At 69.7% G+C, this 18348-nt stretch carries 17 protein-coding genes and 1 riboswitch; of the genes, 10 read left to right on the top strand and 7 right to left on the bottom strand.

Features of this window, described 5'->3' with window-relative positions:
- From AMA02S_RS03905 to AMA02S_RS03890, 4 genes are all read left to right on the top strand, one after another.
- On the top strand, positions 1-1149 hold the full coding sequence (locus AMA02S_RS03905) for a right-handed parallel beta-helix repeat-containing protein (RefSeq protein ID WP_084264556.1): 1149 nt from the start codon (positions 1-3) through the stop codon (positions 1147-1149).
- Between the two features lie 176 nt (positions 1150-1325).
- Positions 1326-2660 (top strand): UDP-glucose dehydrogenase family protein, encoded by a 1335-nt coding sequence (locus AMA02S_RS03900; RefSeq protein WP_067451685.1) that lies wholly within the window; start codon positions 1326-1328, stop codon positions 2658-2660.
- Between the two features lie 115 nt (positions 2661-2775).
- A riboswitch (guanidine-III (ykkC-III) riboswitch) is annotated at positions 2776-2842 on the top strand.
- Between the two features lie 31 nt (positions 2843-2873).
- Entirely contained in the window at positions 2874-3200 is a 327-nt protein-coding gene (locus AMA02S_RS03895) for a DMT family transporter (RefSeq protein ID WP_067451682.1), read from the top strand.
- Positions 3201-3317: 117 nt separating this feature from the next.
- Entirely contained in the window at positions 3318-4103 is a 786-nt protein-coding gene (locus AMA02S_RS03890) for a sporulation protein (RefSeq protein ID WP_067451679.1), read from the top strand.
- 109 nt (positions 4104-4212) lie between these two features.
- On the opposite strand, the gene AMA02S_RS03885 is transcribed toward AMA02S_RS03890, so the two are convergent.
- Positions 4213-5175, bottom strand: a complete 963-nt coding sequence (locus AMA02S_RS03885) for a DUF192 domain-containing protein (protein WP_084264554.1) — start codon at positions 5173-5175, stop codon at positions 4213-4215.
- A 322-nt stretch (positions 5176-5497) separates the two neighbouring features.
- On the opposite strand from AMA02S_RS03885, the gene AMA02S_RS03880 reads away from it, so the two are divergent.
- Together AMA02S_RS03880 and AMA02S_RS03875 are read left to right on the top strand one after the other, a co-directional pair.
- The gene (locus AMA02S_RS03880) at positions 5498-6940 is read left to right on the top strand and encodes a hypothetical protein (RefSeq protein WP_067451673.1); all 1443 of its coding nucleotides are present in this window, start codon (positions 5498-5500) and stop codon (positions 6938-6940) included.
- A gap of 77 nt (positions 6941-7017) precedes the next feature.
- The gene (locus tag AMA02S_RS03875) at positions 7018-7764 is read left to right on the top strand and encodes an SDR family oxidoreductase (RefSeq protein ID WP_067451671.1); all 747 of its coding nucleotides are present in this window, start codon (positions 7018-7020) and stop codon (positions 7762-7764) included.
- On the opposite strand, the gene AMA02S_RS03870 is transcribed toward AMA02S_RS03875, so the two are convergent.
- Together AMA02S_RS03870 and AMA02S_RS03865 are read right to left on the bottom strand one after the other, a co-directional pair.
- On the bottom strand, positions 7751-8353 hold the full coding sequence (locus AMA02S_RS03870) for a rhomboid family intramembrane serine protease (RefSeq protein ID WP_067452201.1): 603 nt from the start codon (positions 8351-8353) through the stop codon (positions 7751-7753). The two genes, AMA02S_RS03875 and AMA02S_RS03870, sit on opposite strands and share 14 nt — an antisense overlap.
- Positions 8354-8431: 78 nt before the next feature.
- Positions 8432-8761, bottom strand: a complete 330-nt coding sequence (locus AMA02S_RS03865; RefSeq protein WP_067451668.1) for a WhiB family transcriptional regulator — start codon at positions 8759-8761, stop codon at positions 8432-8434.
- A 146-nt stretch (positions 8762-8907) separates the two neighbouring features.
- On the opposite strand from AMA02S_RS03865, the gene AMA02S_RS03860 reads away from it, so the two are divergent.
- The gene (locus tag AMA02S_RS03860; RefSeq protein WP_067451665.1) at positions 8908-9357 is read left to right on the top strand and encodes a GNAT family N-acetyltransferase; all 450 of its coding nucleotides are present in this window, start codon (positions 8908-8910) and stop codon (positions 9355-9357) included.
- A gap of 365 nt (positions 9358-9722) precedes the next feature.
- Here the strand turns inward: AMA02S_RS03860 and AMA02S_RS03855 are convergent, their stop codons facing one another.
- Positions 9723-10418, bottom strand: a complete 696-nt coding sequence (locus tag AMA02S_RS03855) for an HAD family hydrolase (protein ID WP_067451660.1) — start codon at positions 10416-10418, stop codon at positions 9723-9725.
- 62 nt (positions 10419-10480) lie between these two features.
- Positions 10481-10906, bottom strand: coding sequence for a BP74-related protein (locus AMA02S_RS03850; RefSeq protein WP_245667343.1), 426 nt, complete (start codon positions 10904-10906; stop codon positions 10481-10483).
- 278 nt (positions 10907-11184) lie between these two features.
- Here AMA02S_RS03850 and AMA02S_RS03845 point away from each other — a divergent pair, with 278 nt between their 5' ends.
- Entirely contained in the window at positions 11185-12744 is a 1560-nt protein-coding gene (locus tag AMA02S_RS03845) for a CYTH and CHAD domain-containing protein (protein WP_067452198.1), read from the top strand.
- Here the strand turns inward: AMA02S_RS03845 and AMA02S_RS03840 are convergent.
- Entirely contained in the window at positions 12710-13606 is an 897-nt protein-coding gene (locus AMA02S_RS03840) for an NUDIX hydrolase (protein WP_067451654.1), read from the bottom strand. The genes AMA02S_RS03845 and AMA02S_RS03840 overlap by 35 nt on opposite strands.
- Positions 13599-15683, bottom strand: a complete 2085-nt coding sequence (locus AMA02S_RS03835; RefSeq protein ID WP_067451651.1) for an RNA degradosome polyphosphate kinase — start codon at positions 15681-15683, stop codon at positions 13599-13601. The genes AMA02S_RS03840 and AMA02S_RS03835 overlap by 8 nt, the downstream gene beginning before the upstream one ends.
- A 357-nt stretch (positions 15684-16040) precedes the next feature.
- Here AMA02S_RS03835 and AMA02S_RS03830 point away from each other — a divergent pair, with 357 nt between their 5' ends.
- Positions 16041-17708: a pentapeptide repeat-containing protein gene (locus AMA02S_RS03830; protein ID WP_067451648.1), complete on the top strand. Its 1668-nt coding sequence runs from the start codon at positions 16041-16043 to the stop codon at positions 17706-17708.
- A gap of 117 nt (positions 17709-17825) precedes the next feature.
- Positions 17826-18152 carry a hypothetical protein gene (locus AMA02S_RS03825; RefSeq protein ID WP_067452195.1) on the top strand — a complete coding sequence of 109 codons (327 nt, stop codon included), beginning with the start codon at positions 17826-17828 and terminating at the stop codon, positions 18150-18152.
- Positions 18153-18348: the final 196 nt, after the last annotated feature.

Genomic DNA, 18348 nt, shown 5'->3' with positions numbered 1-18348 from the left:
ATGACGGTGAAGATCGATATCAAGTTCGTCCTGGGCCTGCTCGTCGGCGCGGTCGTCGTCGGCACGCTGGTGTTCGTGGTCACCGGGAGGGACGACGGCGACTCGAAGCGGACCTCGAGCGAGGGGACGGTCGGCCCGGCGAAGGGCGACGACGAGGGAGGCGACAAGGTGGACGAGGGTGACGACGGCGACGGCGGCGCGCCGCAGAGCGCGGCCAAGGGCCCGGCGCTGGCCCTGCCCGTCCCGCAGGGCGCCGGAAAGATCGCCTGTCCGCGCCCGACGAAGACCGTGAGCGACGCGCGTGGCCTGGAGCAGGCGCTGGCCGAGGCACAGCCCGGCGACGTCATCAGGATGAAGGCGGGCACGTACACGGGCAAGTTCGTCGCTCGGACGGCCGGCACGCAGGACAAGCCCATCTTCCTGTGCGGGGACGAAGACGCGATCATCGATGGCGGCGGGATCAAGAAGGGCTACGCGTTCCACCTGAACAAGGCGAACTACTGGCGGCTGATCGGGTTCACCGTTCAGAACAGCCAGAAGGGCGTGATGGCCGACAGCACGAACGGTTCCGTCATCCAGGGCCTCAACGTCCACGACATCGGCGACGAGGCCATCCACCTCCGCAACTTCTCCACCGGCAACACCGTGCAGTACAACAAGATCTACAACACCGGCCTGCGGCGCGAGAAGTTCGGTGAGGGCGTCTACCTGGGCTCCGCCGAGTCGAACTGGGAGAAGTTCTCCGGCGGGAAGATGGACAAGAGCGACAACAACGTGGTGCGGGGCAACGTGATCCGCGCGACCGCCGAGGCGATCGACATCAAGGAGGGCACGACCGGCGGGAAGATCCTGAACAACGTGTTCGACGGATCCAGGACCGGCGGCGACAAGCACAACGACTCGTGGGTGGACGTCAAGGGCAACGGCTACCTGATCGAGGGCAACAAGGGCACCAAGACGCCCCTCGACGGCTTCCAGACCCACGAGATCGTGGACGGCTGGGGCCGCGGGAACATCTTCCGCGGCAACATCATCAACCTCGCGGGCGGCCGCGGGGTGGGCATCAACGACACGGTCGGCGGTAACACGATCGACTGCGGCAACAAGGTCCAGGGCGGCCGGCTGACGAAGAAGGGCTCGTGCTCATGAGGACCCCGGTCCGGGCGCTCGGCTAGCGGCCGGCGCCCCGGACCGTGCTCGTGCGAGCCCGGCGTCGCTTCGCTATCCGGCCTGCCGAGGCTCACCTCCGGCATCGCTGACCGGCCGGGTGGCGCGCTCGCGTGACGGCTGAGGCACTACCGAAAGACAACAAGGAGAACCGCGATATGAACGCGACGGAGTCCCCGCGGCTCACCGTCATCGGCACCGGCTACCTCGGTGCCACGCACGCCATCTGCATGGCCGTGCTCGGGTTCGAGGTCGTCGGCGTGGACGTCGACCAGCGCAAGATCGAGAAACTGGCGTCCGGGGAGGTGCCGTTCTTCGAGCCCGGCCTGCCCGAACTGCTCAGCAAGGCGCTGGAATCGGGACGGCTGCGCTTCACGACGTCGTTCGAAGAGGCCGCCAAGTTCGGCGACGTGCACTTCGTGTGCGTCGGGACTCCCCAGCGGCCCGGTTCGGACGCCGCGGACCTGACCTACGTGGACGCCGCGGTGCGCGCGCTCGCGCCGCACCTGGACCGCCGCGTCCTCGTCGTCGGCAAGTCCACGGTCCCGGTCGGCACGGCGGCACGGCTGACCGGCGTCCTGCACGAGCTGGCCCCCGCGGGCGAAGAGGTGGAGCTCGCCTGGAACCCCGAGTTCCTCCGCGAGGGCTTCGCCGTGGACGACACCATGCGCCCCGACCGGCTCGTGTTCGGTGTCGCGTCCGACTGGGCCGACGAGCGGCTGCGGGCGGCGTTCAAGCCCGTCCTGGACCTCGGCACCCCGGTCGTGCGCACCGATCTCGCCACCGCCGAGCTGGTCAAGGTCGCGGCGAACTCGTTCCTCGCCACCAAGATCAGCTACATCAACGCGATGGCGGAGGTCTGCGAGGCGGTCGGCGCCGACATCAAGGACCTTGCCGACTCCCTCGCGCTGGACGACCGGATCGGCGGCAAGTTCCTCAAGCCGGGCCTCGGCTTCGGCGGCGGCTGCCTGCCCAAGGACATCCGGGCGTTCGCGCACCGCGCCGAGGAGATCGGCGTCGGGCAGGCCGTGTCGTTCCTGCGCGAGGTGGACGACATCAACCGGCGCCGCCGCGCCCGCACCGTCGACCTCGTCCGCGAGCTGCTCGGCGGTCAGATCTCCGGCAAGCGCATCGCGGCGTGGGGCGCGGCGTTCAAGCCGAACTCCGACGACATCCGCGACGCCCCCGCGCTGGACGTGGCGCGCACGATGCACGGCCTCGGCGGGCACGTACGGGTCTTCGACCCCGCCGCGCTGGACAACGCCCGCCGCGCCTACCCCGAGCTGCGGTACGGCGAGAGCGCGCTGAACGCCGCCGAGGACGCCGACGTCGTCGTGCTGCTGACCGAATGGTCGGACTTCCGGGAGATCGAGCCGGACGCGCTGGCCCAGGTCGTCCGGCACAAGCGGATCGTCGACGGCCGGCACGCCCTCGACGCCGCCCGCTGGCGCGCGGCCGGCTGGGAGTACCGCGCGCTGGGCCGGTCCCTCTGACGGACCCCAGATCGCGGTAGGGGGCTTTGAGGCGTTCCTGAGCGGACTTTGATGTTCCCGCCGGTGACTTCCGTCATCGGCGGGAACATCGCTCTTTGTGGGGGCGTTGTCGGCTGTGAGGGCCCTTTACCGGGTTCTCCCGGACGAGGTGCGCCGTACCCGGCAGGCGAAGACGACGCGTCGACCATCGTCGTCCCGTCCGGGAGTAGCACCATGGCTTGGATCCTCGTCATCGTCGCGGGCCTCTTCGAGGTCGCGATGGCCCTGTGCCTGAAGGGCAGCAAGGGCTTCACCGAACTCGTGCCGTCCCTCGGCTTCCTCGTCTTCGCCGTGACCAGCTTCGGCCTGCTCAACCTGGCGCTGAAGACCCTGGAGGTCGGCACGGCGTACGCGGTGTGGGTCGGTATCGGCGCCGTCGGCACGGCCGCGCTCGGCATGCTGGTCATGGGCGACGACGTCTCCGCCGTCAAGATCGGCGCGCTGGCCCTCATCATCGCCGGGGTCGTCGGCCTCAACCTCGCCGGGGGTGGCGGCCACTGAACGGCTGCGGATCTACCGAATCGCAGGTCACGAGACCTTTTGGGAACGTACCCTCCCCTAGGGGCGTCTATGGGACGAGAGCGCCCAGGGGTTGCTCGAACACGGGAGGGACACACCTTGGTCTTCAAGAAGCTGCGTCAGGCGATGGGAATCGGCGGCCCCTCGATCGAAACGGTGCTGCACGACCCGAACACCACGCCGGGCGCCATCGTGACGGGCGAGATCACCATCATCGGCGGCCAGCACAACTCCGACATCACGTCCGTCACCCTGGCCCTGCGCACCCGCGTCGAGGTCGAGTCGGGCGACAACGAGTACACCACGAACCTGGAGTACTCCAAGATGCCCGTCGCCGGGAACTTCAAGCTACAGGAGGGCGCGCGGCACAGCGTCCCCTTCCAGTTCCCGATCCCGTGGGAGGCGCCGCTCACCCACATGTACGGGCAGCCGCTGCACGGGACCACGGTCGGGCTCGCGACCGAACTGGAGGTCGCCGGCGCGCTCGACCCCGGTGACCTCGACCCGATCGCCGTCCACCCGCTGCCCGCGCAGGAGCGCATCCTCGCCGCGTTCTCCAACCTCGGCTTCCGGTTCCGCAACGCCGACTGCGAGAAGGGCCGTATCTGGGGCGTGCACCAGGAGCTGCCGTTCTACCAGGAGATCGAGTTCATGCCCCCGCCGCAGTTCGCGCGGGGCATCAAGCAGCTCGAAGTGACTTTCGTGTCCTACCCGCAGTCGATGGAGGTCGTGCTGGAGCTCGACAAGCGCGGCGGGATGCTGTCCGAGGGGCATGACGCCTTCAGCCGCTTCACCGTCGACTACGCCACCGTCGGCAACGTCGACTGGGAGCAGCAGCTCGGCGGCTTCCTCCAGGACGCGGGACGCCGCAGGGGCTTCTTCTAGAACGCCGATTTCTCGTTCGTTCGAGCGGCGTCCAGATTCATTTCTGGACGCCGCTCGGACGTGAACTCCGCAGTGCGCGCCAGAGCCGGACCGCGCCCAGCCCCCAGTGTCATCGGATTGTCAGGGTGGTGCCAGGGGTCGGTGGAGCGATCTTGCCGGTCGGCGCCTCGATGACGTAGCGGTAGGGAACGGGCTGCTTGTTGACATGCGGCGAGTAATGCTCGCAGGCGAACTTGGTTCCCTTACAGGGTGGCTTGTTCAGGTACTGGTCGACGAGGGCCCGGCCTTGGGCGTCAAAGAAGAACAGGTCCGTACTGAAGCGGTAGCGGCTGAGGCTGTGCACCTTGGGTGCCGCGGGTTGCGGGTTCGGCGGATGGCTGAAGAGCATTCCGGAAATGCCCTTGAGTTCGGACGATTCCCATTCCGCCATGCCCAGTCTCTGCTGCGTAAGAGTCTCGGCGACGGCGAGCCGGTACGTGGCGGTGCCGAGGGTGACCGAGGCGACCTTCAGCGAACCCGAATCCAGCTTGGTCGCCACGGGAGACGGGGTGACCGCCGCCGGAGACGGAGTTGTCACCGGAGATGGGGCGGCCATGTTCTGGCTGCCGCCAAGGTCGCCTTCGCATGCTTTCTTGCCCAGGTCCGGGTTGACGAACCGGACCCTTCCTCCCGGCACCAGCGGTTCGGTGAAGATGACGTTGTTGTCCTTGCTGAACACCTGATACGCGCCTCCGTAGACGCACACTCCGACCTTGCCGCGGCCGCTCAGCAGAAAACCGTGTCCGAGTTGCTGCGTACCGGCGGCCTGGACGACGACCACGGTGGTGCGGTCCTTCGGCGGCTTCTTGTTACGCGGAAGCTCGCGGCTCAGATTCAGGCCGAAGGTTCCCCATGGCGTCGTCCATTTGCCGTTCACGGAAACCGTGGGTCTCCCGCTGGCCAGATCGATACTGATCTCGACCGGCAGCAACGGAGGCTTATAGGTCACCTTCCCGGTGAGACCGCATCCGGCGGCCAACGACAGCGCGATGATCGGTGCAATCATCCTGACATTGCGCAGAGACAACTTCATAAGACCCCCGATGAAGCTCTAAACCGATGCTTGCATAGGAGGTCAGGTATGGACAGAAGCCGACGCCAAACGGTAGCTGTCCAAATGAGGTCACGCCGCCGCAGTGTGAAAAAAGACCGGTAAGCACCGATTACCCCGCGATCTTGAGCCAGGCGTGAGCGCCGAAGACGCTTTCCCCGCCGCAATGGAGATGGGCGGCATCGACCCGCACGGCGCGAACGCTCACCGTCCAACGCTCGTCCGGTCCCGCTGTGACCCGGCTCGCCTTGATCACAGAGGGGATCTCCCCGTAGAAAGGGTGCCCGTGGCCCCGCCCCCCGTAATGAATGACGCCGAACGCCGCCTGTGGGCTGCGTTCCCCTCCGGCGCGACGGTCGTGCTCGGCGACGACCGTCCCGCCGGTCCGCTGCCCGACCGGATCGTCCGCGCGGAGATCATCACACGGCTGCTGCTGGGCGCGGGTGAGTCCCGTCCCGGCTCGGTCGCGTCCCTGCGGTTGCGCGGCGCCTACGTCGTCGGACGGTTCGACCTGTCGGGCGGGACGATCGAGCACGAGCTGCGCCTGGAACGGTGCCGGATCGTCGAGAAGCCCGACTTCTCCAACGCGCAGACGCGGCAGCTTCGCTTCTCCGAGTGCCGGATGCCGGGATTCGACGGCGGCGGGCTGCGCGCGGACGGCTACGTCAGCCTGTCCGGGTCGGTGATCGAGGGCGAGGTCTGGCTGCCCCGGGCGCAGATCGGCGGCGGCCTGCGGATGAACAAGATGGAGATCACCGCGAGCGCGCCGGAGAAGTGGGCCGTGTTCAGCGGCGGCCTCGTCGTGGACGTCGGCGCGTTCGTCCAGAACTCGCGGATCACCGGCGGCGTGCGGCTCGTCGGCGCCCGCATGAACGGCGGCCTGTTCATGCAGGGCACGACCCTGGAGAACCCCGGGCGCCTCGCGCTGGACGCGCAGAACATGGTCGTCGAGGACGCCGCCGAGTTCAGCGGCGGATTCACCGCCCGCGGCACCGTCCGGCTGCGCAGCGCCCGCGTCAACGGCATCCTGTCCTTCTCCACGAGCATCCTCGACTCCTGCGATCCCGGCCGGATGGCGTTGCACGCCAGCCATATCCAGGCGGACGAGTTGCTCCTGTGGCCGGCCGAGAAGATCAAAGGTCGGGTGTCGCTGTCCTACTCGCGAATCGACCTGATCATGGACAGCCCGGAGATCTGGCCGGACGAGCTGTACCTGAACGGCCTCACCTACGAGACGCTGCGCTTCAAGGGCACGTTCAAGGACCGGCTGAGCTGGGTGTCACGTGACCCCGAGTTCCACCTCCAGCCCTACGAGCAGCTCGCCGCCTGGTACCACAGCGTCGGCTCCGACGATCTGGCCCGCAAGGTGCAACTCGCCAAGCTGCGCGCGCGCCGTCGCCGGTTGAATCCGGTTGGGCGCGCCTGGAACCACGTCCTGGACTGGACGGTCGGGTACGGCTACCGACCGTGGCTGGCGTTCGCCTGGTTCGGGGCCCTGCTCGCCATCGGCGCCGTCGTCTTCTCCCTCGACGCACCGAAACCGATCAAGCAGCCGGACGAGCGGCCCGCCTTCCACGCGCTCGTCTACAGCCTCGACCTGCTGATCCCCCTGGACACTTTCGGCCAGCAGCAGGCGTTCGACGCGACCGGCTGGTCCCGCTGGGTGGCCTACACGCTGGTCGCGACCGGGTGGGTGCTCGCCACCGCGTTGATCGCCGGAGTCACCCGCGTGCTGCGTCCGAACTGATCAGCGAACCAACCGGCCGTCCCAAGCGTCCACCCGGGTGGGCGGAACGCACCGAAGATCCAGGAGAATGGGGCTCCATGGGCACGTATCTCATCACGGGGGCGACCGGCGGCATCGGCGCCGCGGTCGCGCGGCTGCTGCGCGAGCGCGGCCACGACCTGATCCTCACCGGCCGATCCGCGAGCCGCCTGGACGAACTGGCCAAAGAGCTGAGGACCGGCGCGCACGCCGCGACCCAGCTCATCAACACGACGGACCCCGCGGGGCCCGCCTCCACCCGCTCCATCCGGACGATCCCGCTCGACCTGAGCGAGCCCCGCCGCATCGAGGCGGCCCTCGCGCTGGACGGGCTCCCCACACGCCTGGACGGCCTCATCCACGCCGCCGGAGTCGTCCACCTGTCCCCGGTGGCGAACCTGGAGGCCGACGAGTGGATCGCCCACCTGTCCGTCAACCTCGTGTCGGCCGCGGAGATGACGCGCCTGCTCCTGCCCGCCCTCCGCACCGCCAAGGGGCATGTCGTCTTCGTCAACTCGACGGCGGGGCTGCGCGCGAACCCCGAATGGTCCGCCTACGCCGCGAGCAAGTTCGGCCTCCGCGCCCTCGCCGACTCGCTCCGCTACGAGGAGCGATCCCTGCGCGTCACCACCGTCTACCCCGGCCGCACGGCCACGGAGATGCAGCGGACCGTCCGCGCCCAGGAGGGCCACCCCTACGCCGAGGACGACTTCGCGGCCCCCACAACGGTGGCCCGCGTCCTCGTGGGGGCCTTGGAGACGCCTCGGGACGCGGTCATCTCAGACGTCACCGTCAGGCCGCACTAGTATCCCGGCGCAGGAACCAGGCGCCCAGCACACCGCCGATCAGCCCGAACAGGTGACCCTGCCACGAGATGGCGGGGTCGCTCGGGATCACGCCGAGCAGCATCGTCCCGTACACGGCGACGACGCCCACCGCGATGGCGATGTCGGCGAGCCGCCGCTCGAAGACGCCCCGTCCGACCAGATAGCCGAAGAACCCGAAGATCAGGATGCTGGACCCGAGCGTGTTGGCCGAGCTCGTGAACCACACTCCGAGCCCGCCGACCACGATGACGATCAGGCTCGCCGCCAGGAACTTCGCGATGCCCCGGACGGCCGCGAGGAACCCCAGCACGAGGAACGGCAGCGTGTTGGCGGTCAGGTGGCCGAGCCCGGCGTGCATGAACGGCGCGGTGAAGATGTCCGGGAGGTCGGCCACGTCCCGCGGCTGGATGCCGAGCCGGTCGAGCCGCTGGTCGTCGGCGTAGACGTCGAACAGCTCCAGCACCCACATCACCGCGGTCACGCCGCCGACGAGGAGAGCCGCGGTCAAGGCCCGCGCGCCGGTCTCGAGAAGTCCTTCGGAGCGTCGCCTGTCCGGGGGATAGCTCATGTACGCCACCGTAGATCTGAATGACCCTGCCGTCACCGGCTCAACGCGCGGACCACCCCGAACGTGCCGGAGTCGGCCTCAGGCGGCGGAGGCGTGCTCGGGCTCCGACGCGTCGCCCCGGACCACGATCACCGGCAGCGGCCGGCGCGGGGGCGCCTCGGCCGTCCGGCGCAGGTAACGGCGCTCCTCCGGCGTCGTCCCACCCCAGATGCCGTCCGGCTCCCCGACCTTCAGCGCCCAGGACAGGCAGTCCGCCACGACCGGGCAGTTGGCGCAGATGGCCTTGGCGGCCTCCTCCTGCGCCTCAAGCACGGGCACGGAATACCCGATCGGGAAGAACAGGTCAGGATCAGCGCCCCGGCAGATGGCGTGGTCGCTCCAGTGTTCCTCGTTCTCATCGTTGTGCATGGCTTCTCCCTGCGGCGGCGGCCACGACAGTCCACGGGGGTGGCCGTCCACCCAACGTAGTACTACAAGCCGTAGTACTACAAGTCATAGCGAACAATGCAACCTAGTGCCCGGATAACCTGTGAGATGTGCAGCGTGACCAAGAAGTGACCTTCCGCGAGGCGACAGCGGACGATCTGCCCCAGATCGTCCGGCTACTCGCCGACGATCCCCTCGGGTCGGCCCGCGAAACCCCGGGTGAGGATGCCTACTTCAGCGCCTTCACGGCCATCACGAGGGACCCCAACAACACCCTGGTCGTCGCCGAGGTCGCCGGAAAGATCGCGGGAACGCTCCAACTGACCTTCATTCCGGGCCTCACCTACACCGGCCGCGAGCGCGCCCAGATCGAAGGCGTCCGCGTCGCCGCCGAACACCGCGGCCACGGCGTCGGCCAGGCCCTGATCAACTGGGCCATAGCCCAGGCCCAGGCCCGCGGCTGCCGAGTGGTACAACTCACCACCGACCGCCAGCGCCCCGACGCGATCCGCTTCTACCAGAAGATCGGCTTCCGCCCGTCCCACATGGGCATGAAATACCACCTCACCGACACCTGACGGCAGCCCTCGAACGGGACGGCCCGCATCGCGTCCGGGCATCATTACCGCGCCAACCCCTTCCACAGACGAACAAGCAGGCTACTGCGGCGCCGCCTTTCGCGGCGCGTCTGCGATGCCGTGGAGGTTCGAGGCGGGCCCCGATCTCCCTGACCGTCCCGGCCAGATCATGGCCATCCGCGAGCGCGCGGGCCGGACGTACGTCGAGCAGGTCGCCGCCGGTGGTGGACGGACGGGGCGGCACGGAAGCCGACCGCCTGTGACCAGCGCTAATGCGTGCTTGAGCGTGGGCCGCTAGGGGTGTTGCTGCCTCGTGCAACACCTGTTCGTGGCGGCCGTCTCCCGCCGAGGCCGCCTGGTCGCGGTCAGGCGGGCGGGAGGAGGGCGTTGAGGGTCTGGGGGGTGTCGGTGAGGTCGGGGAGGACGACTTCGGCGCCGGAGAGTCTGAGGTCGGCGGCGGTTGAGGCGCCGGTGGCGACGGCCACCACTCTGGCGCCGCCCTCGTGGCCTGCGCGGACGTCGTGGGGGGTGTCGCCGATGAGGACGGTGGCGGCGGTGTCGAACTCCCCGCCGTACTTGCCGGCGGCGCGCTGCTGGGCGAGTTTGACCAGGGGCGGGCGCTCGATCCCGTCCAGGCCGTAGGCGCCGACTTCGAGGTCCATGAGGTCCGCCAGGCCGAGGGCGGTCAGCTTGCATTCGGCGATCGGCCTCATGTTGCCGGTCAGGACGGACTGGACGACATCCGGACGGTCCGCCAGAGCCTCCAGCACCGCGCGGGCGCCCGGGAGGACGCGGCCCCGGGTCGTGATCTCCGCCTGGCGGGCGGTGAAGGCGTCGGCCAGCGCGCTCGTGAAGGACTCCATGATCTCGGAGGTGGGCTCGACGCCGTGGTGCCGGAGGGTGTCGGCGGTGATGGCGAGGTCGGTGCGGCCCGCCATGGGAGCCACGTGGGTGGGCGGGTGGCCGATGAGCCGGGTGAACACGGCCGCGTAGATCTCGGCGCTCACGCCGCCGGCGTTGATGAGCGTGTGGTCGATGTCCCAGAGGACCAGGGTGCGCACCGGGACATGGTAGGCGGCGGCGTGCCGCGGGCGAGGGTGCCCGCGGCACGCCGCTCGCCGGCTCAGCGGGGTGTGACCTCGCGCACCAGGCGTGAGGTCCAGGGGCACCAGACCAGGCCGGGCAGGAACGCGCCGCCGGCCTCGGCCAGGTGCTCTTCGACGTAGCTGGTCGTGGCGTCGCACACCTCCATGGCCGCGTCGAAGAAGTCGATGGTGTCCGGGTTGAGGTGGAAACTCCACCTCGGGTTGTAGGGGGCGGGCGTCTTCTTGATGCGGCCGATGACGTGGGGCCGCTGCGTTTCGGTGCCGTTCAGGATGCTGCGGGCGTGCTGGATCTTGACGGGATCGGTCAGCTTGAAGATGGACTTGTTGTTCTCCGGGCCGCCCACCCCGTAGGTGGTGAACTCGAAGTAGGCGGCCTCCTCCGCGTGCGCGGCCGGGGCCAAGGGGAGGGTGAGCGCGACGGCGACCGCCACAGCACCGAGCATGGACGACATGCTTCGCATGGTTCGTCTCCGGGATCTAGGAAAATTCATGTGACTCAAAGTAAAGAAGTGAATACCGAGAGTCTCCATCCGAGTGGTCCATGTTCGACTTGCCTTGCGGCTATGTGAGAGTGGACATCTCGCGGGACGCTGGAGTTCGGATGGGACGACGCCCCGGCTCGGTGTCGACATAGGCGCTTCTGTATCTGTTCACCTGGGCGTGGAATGCTGGCCATCTGGGCGTGCTCGCCACCGTTGGACCCCCCTTGGAGGAGCAGATCGTGGCCGTGAAGCATGTGGAGATCGAACACAAGTACGACGCCGTCGCCGAGTTCGTCCTGCCGGATCTGGACGGGCTGGCCGGGGTGGCATCGGTGAGCGAGCCGGTGAGGCACGAGCTCCACGCGAGTTACTTCGATACCGCGGATCTGCGGCTGGCCGCGCACGGGATCACGCTGCGGAGGCGGCGCGGTGGGTCGGACGCGGGGTGGCATCTGAAGATGCCGGTGGGTCCGGACAGCAAGCAGGAACTGCATGCGCCCCTCGGACGGCCCCGGATCGTCCCGGCGCGGCTGGCGGCGCTGGTGGCGGCGTACACGCGAGGGGCGGCGCTCGACCCGGTGGCGACGCTGGACACCGAGCGGACGGTGGTGCGGCTGCTGGACGAGAACGGTGGCGTGCTGGCCGAGGTCGCCGACGACCTGGTGACCGGGCGGGACGTGCGGGGGTCGGACGTCGTCGTGGCGGAGGCGGTCACTCCGGACGCGGTGGTGCTGGCGGCGGCAGCCGAGACGGAGCGGTGGCGGGAGGTCGAGGTCGAGCTGGGCGAGGGGCCGCATGAGCTGCTGAAGGCGATCGGGAAGCGGCTGCGCCGGTCGGGGGCGAAGCGGGCGAAGTCGTCCTCCAAGCTCGGGCGGCTCCTGGACGGGGCGATCGTCCCGTCGGAGGCGCGGGCGGCGCGGGCGGCGACGAGGGCGCGGCTGGTCGCGGCGACGACGAACGGCAAGGCGCCGGCGGTGACGACGGCGGAGACCGTGCTGGCCTATCTCGCGGCGCAGGTCGAGGCGATCGTCGAGTACGACCCGAAGGCGCGGGTCGGGGAGGACGACGCCGTGCACCGGATGCGGGTCGCGGTGCGGAGGATCCGCAGCACGTTGAAGAGCTACCGGCCCGTCCTGGACGTGGACGGGACGCTCGGCGAGGAGCTGAAGTGGCTCGCGGCGGTGCTGGGCGAGGTCCGCGACCTGGAGGTGCTGCGGATGCGCTTCGAGGAGCGGTTGGGCGGTGCGGCGGCCGGGTGGATGGAGGATCTCGCGCGGCAGGAGCGCGGCGCCTACCGCAGGCTGAACGCCAGCCTGAAGGAAGCGCGGTACTTCGCCTTGCTGGACGCGCTGGAGTCGCTGATCGCGCAGCCGCCGCTGGGCAGCGCGGCGGAGAAGAAGGCACGCAAGGAGTTGCCGGAACTCGTCACCAAGGCGTGGGACCGGATGGCCAAGCAGTACGCCTCCATCGCGGTGGCCGAGGACCCCGACATCGCGCGCCACGACACCCGCAAGGCCGCCAAGCGCGTGCGGTACGCGGCTGAGGTGGCCGTGCCCGTGCTGGGCGTGGCGGCGCGGCGGGTCGCCAAGGACGCCAAGCGGATCCAGGAGGTTCTGGGCGAGTACCAGGACGGGGTCATCGCCATGGAGCACCTCCAGACGGCCGCGACGCGCCCGCGTGTGGCCGCCTCCGACGCGTTCGTCCTCGGTGTGCTCTATGGAAAGGAGCAGTGCGCGGCGGAGGCGGCGCGTGACCGGCTGGATGTCACGTGGTCGCAGACGCTCGGGCCATCTTTCTGAGCGGTCCGTGACGCTCCAGGGCGGCGATCGACGACGTGTCCATGTGGACGACCCAGAACTCGCTCTTGCGCAGGCCAGGGTCGTCCGGGACCTTCTCCCCCATCTCCTTGCACAGGCCCGCGACGAGGTCGGAGACGACTTCCCCGTGGGTGCACAGGACGGTCGGCGTCCCTTCTGAGACGAGGTCGAGGGCGCGTTCCACGGCACGGTCCGCGCTGGTCTCCCCCAGGGTGAACGCCAGGTCCGTCGTGAGGGGTGATCGGAGGAGCCGCGAGTAGGGCAGGACGGTCTCCAGGCAGCGGGCCGTCGCCGAGCTGATCAGCCGGGCCGGGCCGTAGGAGTGCAGCAGCCCGGCCAGGGCGGACGACTCGGCGCGGCCCTGCTCGTCCAGGGGACGTAGTTCGTCGGGCTCGCGCCACTGCCGTTTCTCGCCGGCCTCGGCGTGCCGGAGGATCACCAGGGGCCAGGTGTGGAGCGGTCCGCGCAGGAACTCCCGGAACAGGTCCACGTCGCGCTGGTAGCTGAGCCGGGCCTCGGCGTCCTCGACGGGGAGCCAGACGAGCCGGTCCACCTCCTCGTTCGGGGTGAAGCCGGTCTCGGCGATGGGACGCGCGGACCAGTAGTCGACCTGTTTGTCCCGCCCGCCGACCAGGTACCCGCTGGTGGGCAGGCGGCGGCCGAGGCGGGGCACGAGCCCGGTCTCCTCCTCGATCTCGCGGACGGCCGTGCGCAGCACGTGCTCGCCCTTCTCGACCTTGCCCTTGGGGAACGACCAGTCGTCGTAGCGGGGACGGTGGATCAGCCCGATCTCGGGGCCGTCCCGCCAGAGGACGGCCCCCGCGGCGTGGATCGCGTCAGCCATCGACCGTCCTCCACCGCCGGCTCCGGACCAGGTGGCTCTGGATGTCCAGCAGGGTCTCGCCGGGCGGTGGCTTGCCGCGCGTCCAGGTGCCGTCCCCGGAGAGGGTCCACGCGTGGGTCCCGTCGTCCATGGCGGTGTCGAGGAGGTCGAGGAGTTCGCCCCGCTGGGCCCGGTCGCGGACGGCGACGAGGGCCTCGACGCGGCGGTCCAGGTTGCGGTGCATCAGGTCGGCGCTGCCGATCCACACCTCGGGCTCGCCGCCGTTCTCGAACGCGAACACGCGCGAGTGCTCCAGGAACCGGCCGAGGACGCTGCGCACCCGGATCGTGTCCGACAGGCCGGGGACGCCGGGGCGCAGCGCGCAGATGCCGCGCACCCAGATGTCCACCGGCACGCCGGCCTGCGACGCCCGGTAGAGCGCGTCGATCACGATCTCGTCCACCAGCGAGTTGCACTTGATCCGGATCCGGGCGGAATGCCCGGCGGCGTGGTTGTCGATCTCGTGGTCGATCCGCTGGACGAGCCCGGACCGCAGGCTGTGCGGCGCGACGAGCAGGCGGTGGTAGGAGCTCTGCCGCGAGTAGCCGGTGAGGTGGTTGAACAGGGCGCTGACGTCCTCGCCGACCTCGGGGTCGGCGGTGAGCAGGCCGAAGTCCTCGTAGAGCCGCGCGGTCTTCGGATGGTAGTTGCCGGTGCCGATGTGGCAGTAGCGGCGCAGGACGCCGTCGGCGTCCTGCCGGACGATCAGCGCGAGCTTGCAGTGCGTCTTGAGCCCGACGAACCCGTAGACGACGTGGCAGCCGGCGGTCTCCAGCTTGCGGGCCCACGCGATGTTGGCGCGCTCGTCGAAGCGGGCCTTCAGCTCGACGACCACGACGACCTGCTTGCCGGCCTCGGCGGCGTTCATCAGCGCGTCCACGATCGGGGAGTCGCCGCTGGTCCGGTAGAGGGTCTGCTTGATCGCCAGGACGCGCTTGTCGGCGGCGGCGTCCTCGATCAGCCGCTGGACGGTCGTGGTGAAGGAGTCGTAGGGATGGTGGACGAGCACGTCCCGCTCACGGATGGCGGTGAAGATGCTCGCATCCTCCGGCAGCGCCTCCTTCGATGGGACGAAGGGGGCGTACTTCAGCTCCGGGCGGTCCAGGTCCGCGATGGACGCGAGACCGCCCAGGTCGAGGGGGCCGCCGACCCGGTAGATCTGGCCCTCGTCCACCATCAGCTCGTCGGTCAGCAGCTCCAGCACGCCGTCGGAGATCGATTCTTCGACCTCCAGCCGGACGACCGGGCCGAACCTGCGGCGCAGCAGCTCGCGTTCCAGCGCCTGGAGCAACCCCTCGCTGATGTCGTCGTCGATCTCCAGGTCCTGGTTGCGCGTGACCCGGAAGGCGTGGTGCTCGACGACCTCCATCCCGACGAACAGCTGGCCGAGGTGGGCGGCGATCACGTCCTCGAGCGGGGTGAACCGGTCGGCGGACGCCTCGATGAAGCGCGGCAGCAGCGGCGGCACCTTGACCCGGGCGAACATCGTGGCGTCCGTCTCCGGGTCACGGACGATCACCGCGAGGTTGAGGGACAGGCCCGAGATGTAGGGGAAGGGGTGGGCGGAGTCGACGACCAGCGGGGTGAGGACGGGGTAGATCCGGTCGCGGAACAGCCGCCGCAGCCGTTCCTGCTCGGTCTCGGCCAGCTCGTCCCAGCGCAGGATGTCGATGCCCTCCTTGCCGAGGGCGGGGCGGATCTCGTTGCGGAACGCGGCGGCGTGCCGCAACATCAGCCCGTGCGCGACGCCCGCGGTACGTTCCAGCACCTCGCGGGGCTGCCGGCCGCTCGCGGACTGGACGGCGAGTCCGGTCGCCATGCGCCGGGCCAGACCGGCGACCCGCACCATGAAGAACTCGTCCAGGTTGCTCGAGAAGATCGAGAGGAACCGGACGCGCTCCAGCAGTGGCAGGGCCGGGTCCTCTGCGAGCTCCAGGACGCGCTGGTTGAACCTCAGCCAGCTCTCCTCCCGGTCTAGGAAGCGGTCGTCGGGCAGCGCCTCGTCAGTGTGTGGGAGATGTCCTGGATTGACGGTCATGTCCGTAATTTTCCCCGACCAAAGTGAACGACAGTCGAACGTAGTGGTTTCGCCGAAGTTTCAGATACGCCGATCATGCCCGCGGTTCCGCCTGATCACTCAATGATCCGGAACCCTGCTTCCGGTCACTACGCTCCGAACGATCCGATGACCGGACGGTGACCAACGCAAACAAAACGTCCGAAGCCGGTCGCGGGGCTCGTGGGGCGGTGGTGGCGGAAGGGGGAGCCTATGAGAAACCCGAGGTGAGGGTGGCCCCTGATGGCCACGACCGTGCGCAGGGTCACTGCGGGGGAGTATCGACCTGGCCACCTGGAGACCTTCACGCAGGAACCCGACATGGGTAGAACGTGAAAGGTGACCCCTCACGAGCCTTCGCAGCCGCCCCTGACCACGGTCCTCTGGCCACGGTGCGCGGCCGTTTACGGATGCACCGGACGCGCCGTCGCGGAATTCGGAGGCTGCCCGGCGCACCTGTCCCCGGGGGAGTTCGATCTGTTCGTCGAGGGGATCCGCCCAGGCGCGGATCTGGACCTGCGGGGCGTCACCGTCCCGGCCTGGCTGCTGGACGCCTTACTCGACGCGCTGAGCGGCCCCGACGGGCGGCCCCACATCGGCCGGACGCGCTTCGACGGCGCCGTGCTGCCATCCCATGCCGTCTTGCACGGAGCCTGCGTCGAGGGCGACAGTTCGTTCGACGGCGCCTGCTTCTTGGGCGGCGCCTCGTTCTATGACGCACGCTTCTTCGGCAACGTGTCGTTCCGGGGGGCGCGCTTCGGCGGCAACGTGTCGTTCCATGCGGCGCGCTTCCACCGGCACGCCTCCTTCGAGGAGGCCGTGTTCGCCGGCGACGCGCTGTTCGGCGAGGCGAACTGGCACGCCGACGCCTCCTTCCGCAGCACCGTGTTCATCGGCGCGGCCTGCTTCGACCGCGCGCGCTTCGGACGGGACGCGGCCATGCAGGCGGCGTGCTTCGGCGCCGCCGCCTCGTTCAAGCGCGTCCACGTGACCCGCCATGCCCGTTTCGAACGTGCCAGGTTCCGCCGAGGGCTGTGGCTCGGCCCGCTCGTCGCGGGCGGGCAGATCGTGCTCGCGGACGCCTGCGCGCACGCCGGCCTGCGGGTCCACGCGGCGGCCCCGCAGGTGACGGCCCGGGGCCTCACGGTGCGCGGCGCGGCGGAGTTCCGGCTCCGGCACGCCGAACTCGACCTGGAACGGGCCGACATCGGCGGGACGGTCACCGTCCGCTCGCTGCCGCAGCCGATCGCGGGGCTCACCGAACCTGAATGGACCGGTCCAGCGGCGATCCGGCTACTCTCGCTGCGCGAGGTCGCCTCGGGCGGGCTGCACCTGTCGGACGTGGACCTCAGCGGCTGCGCCTTCCTCGGCCTCCAACACCCCGATCTGCTGCGCGTCTCCGGCGACTGTCCCTTCGCGACCCTGCCCACCCGGCAGCGGTGGTGGTCCCGGCACCACGAGCCGGACCACAGCGCGAACCCGCGGCCCGGACACACTCACGCTGGACGCACTCTCTCTGGACGCGGTCGCTACGGGCGGGCGCGCGCCAGGTGGGCCCAGCGCGGGCGCGGGCGCGCCGTCCTCGCCGAGGACCTGGCGCGGCGCTCGGGCGACGGCGCGGACGACGACACCGACCGCCTGGAGACCCTCTACCGGGAACTGGCACGGGCGATCGCCGGATGCGGTCACCATGCCCTGGCCAGGGACTTCCGCTACAGCGCCCTGGAGATGCGCCGGCACAGCGAGCCCGACCAGTGGCGCCGCTGGTTGCTGCACATCCTCTGGCTGACCAGCGGATACGGGCTGCGCGCCGGACGCCTCATGGCCTGGATCGCGGTGATCGTCGCGCTCGTCTGCTGCGGCGTCACCTACCTGCGGCACAACGGCCACGAGAGCACGGCGCGGCCGCCGGTCCGGCAGCCGTCCGCGTCGCCCGGGCGGCGCCCGCTCCCGACCGTCATCGCCGCACCGGTATTTCTCGGACACCGCGCCCCGCCGCGCTCTTGATAGGGGTCGGCCGGGACGTTACCCATCGCCTTCAAAAGGGGTTGCGCAAGACGCCGCAGGGGCCGCGCAAGGAGCCGCGCCTCGGTTTTGTCAGACCTTTGGGTAATGATTCTTGTTATGAGCAGAGACACCCATCCGGGGGTGCAGTGCCCGCACTGCCAATCTCATCTCGCGCTCGTCCCCGTCCCCCCGAGCGCCGTGCCCGCGAACGCCGCGCCCGCTGGCGCCCCGGGCCCCACGCCGCCCGTCGTCCTGCTGAAGGAGGAATGGTCGCCGCCGCCGGTCGCGGAGGTTCTCGCTGTTTACGCCGGCCGCGTCAAGGACACCGCCACCGCAATGCGCGGCGCCGCCCGGGTCAGGGAAAGCCTGAACCGAGCCAAGTCCGCCGCCGCGCAGCGTAAGGCCGCTCAGAAAGCCGCCCGCCAGACCCCGAAAAGCGCCTGATCACGACCCGATCACGTCACCATCCCGAGAGCCCCGGCACGGGACGGCGAGAGAACCGGCGCCCGGCCCCGCCGCGGCCACGGCACCGTCCCGGCGCACCGGCCGGCGTGGAACCGCCTGACCTGGCCGAGTGCGCGACCGTACCGCCCTGCGCCGGTGTTCGGTCACGAGCGTCCGGCGGGCTGGCATATATTTG

The organism is Actinomadura macra NBRC 14102 (assembly GCF_001552215.1).
Taxonomy (GTDB): Bacteria; Actinomycetota; Actinomycetes; order Streptosporangiales; family Streptosporangiaceae; genus Spirillospora; species Spirillospora macra.
Note: the sequence above shows the minus strand (reverse complement) of the source record. Positions and strands in the feature narration are given on the sequence as shown.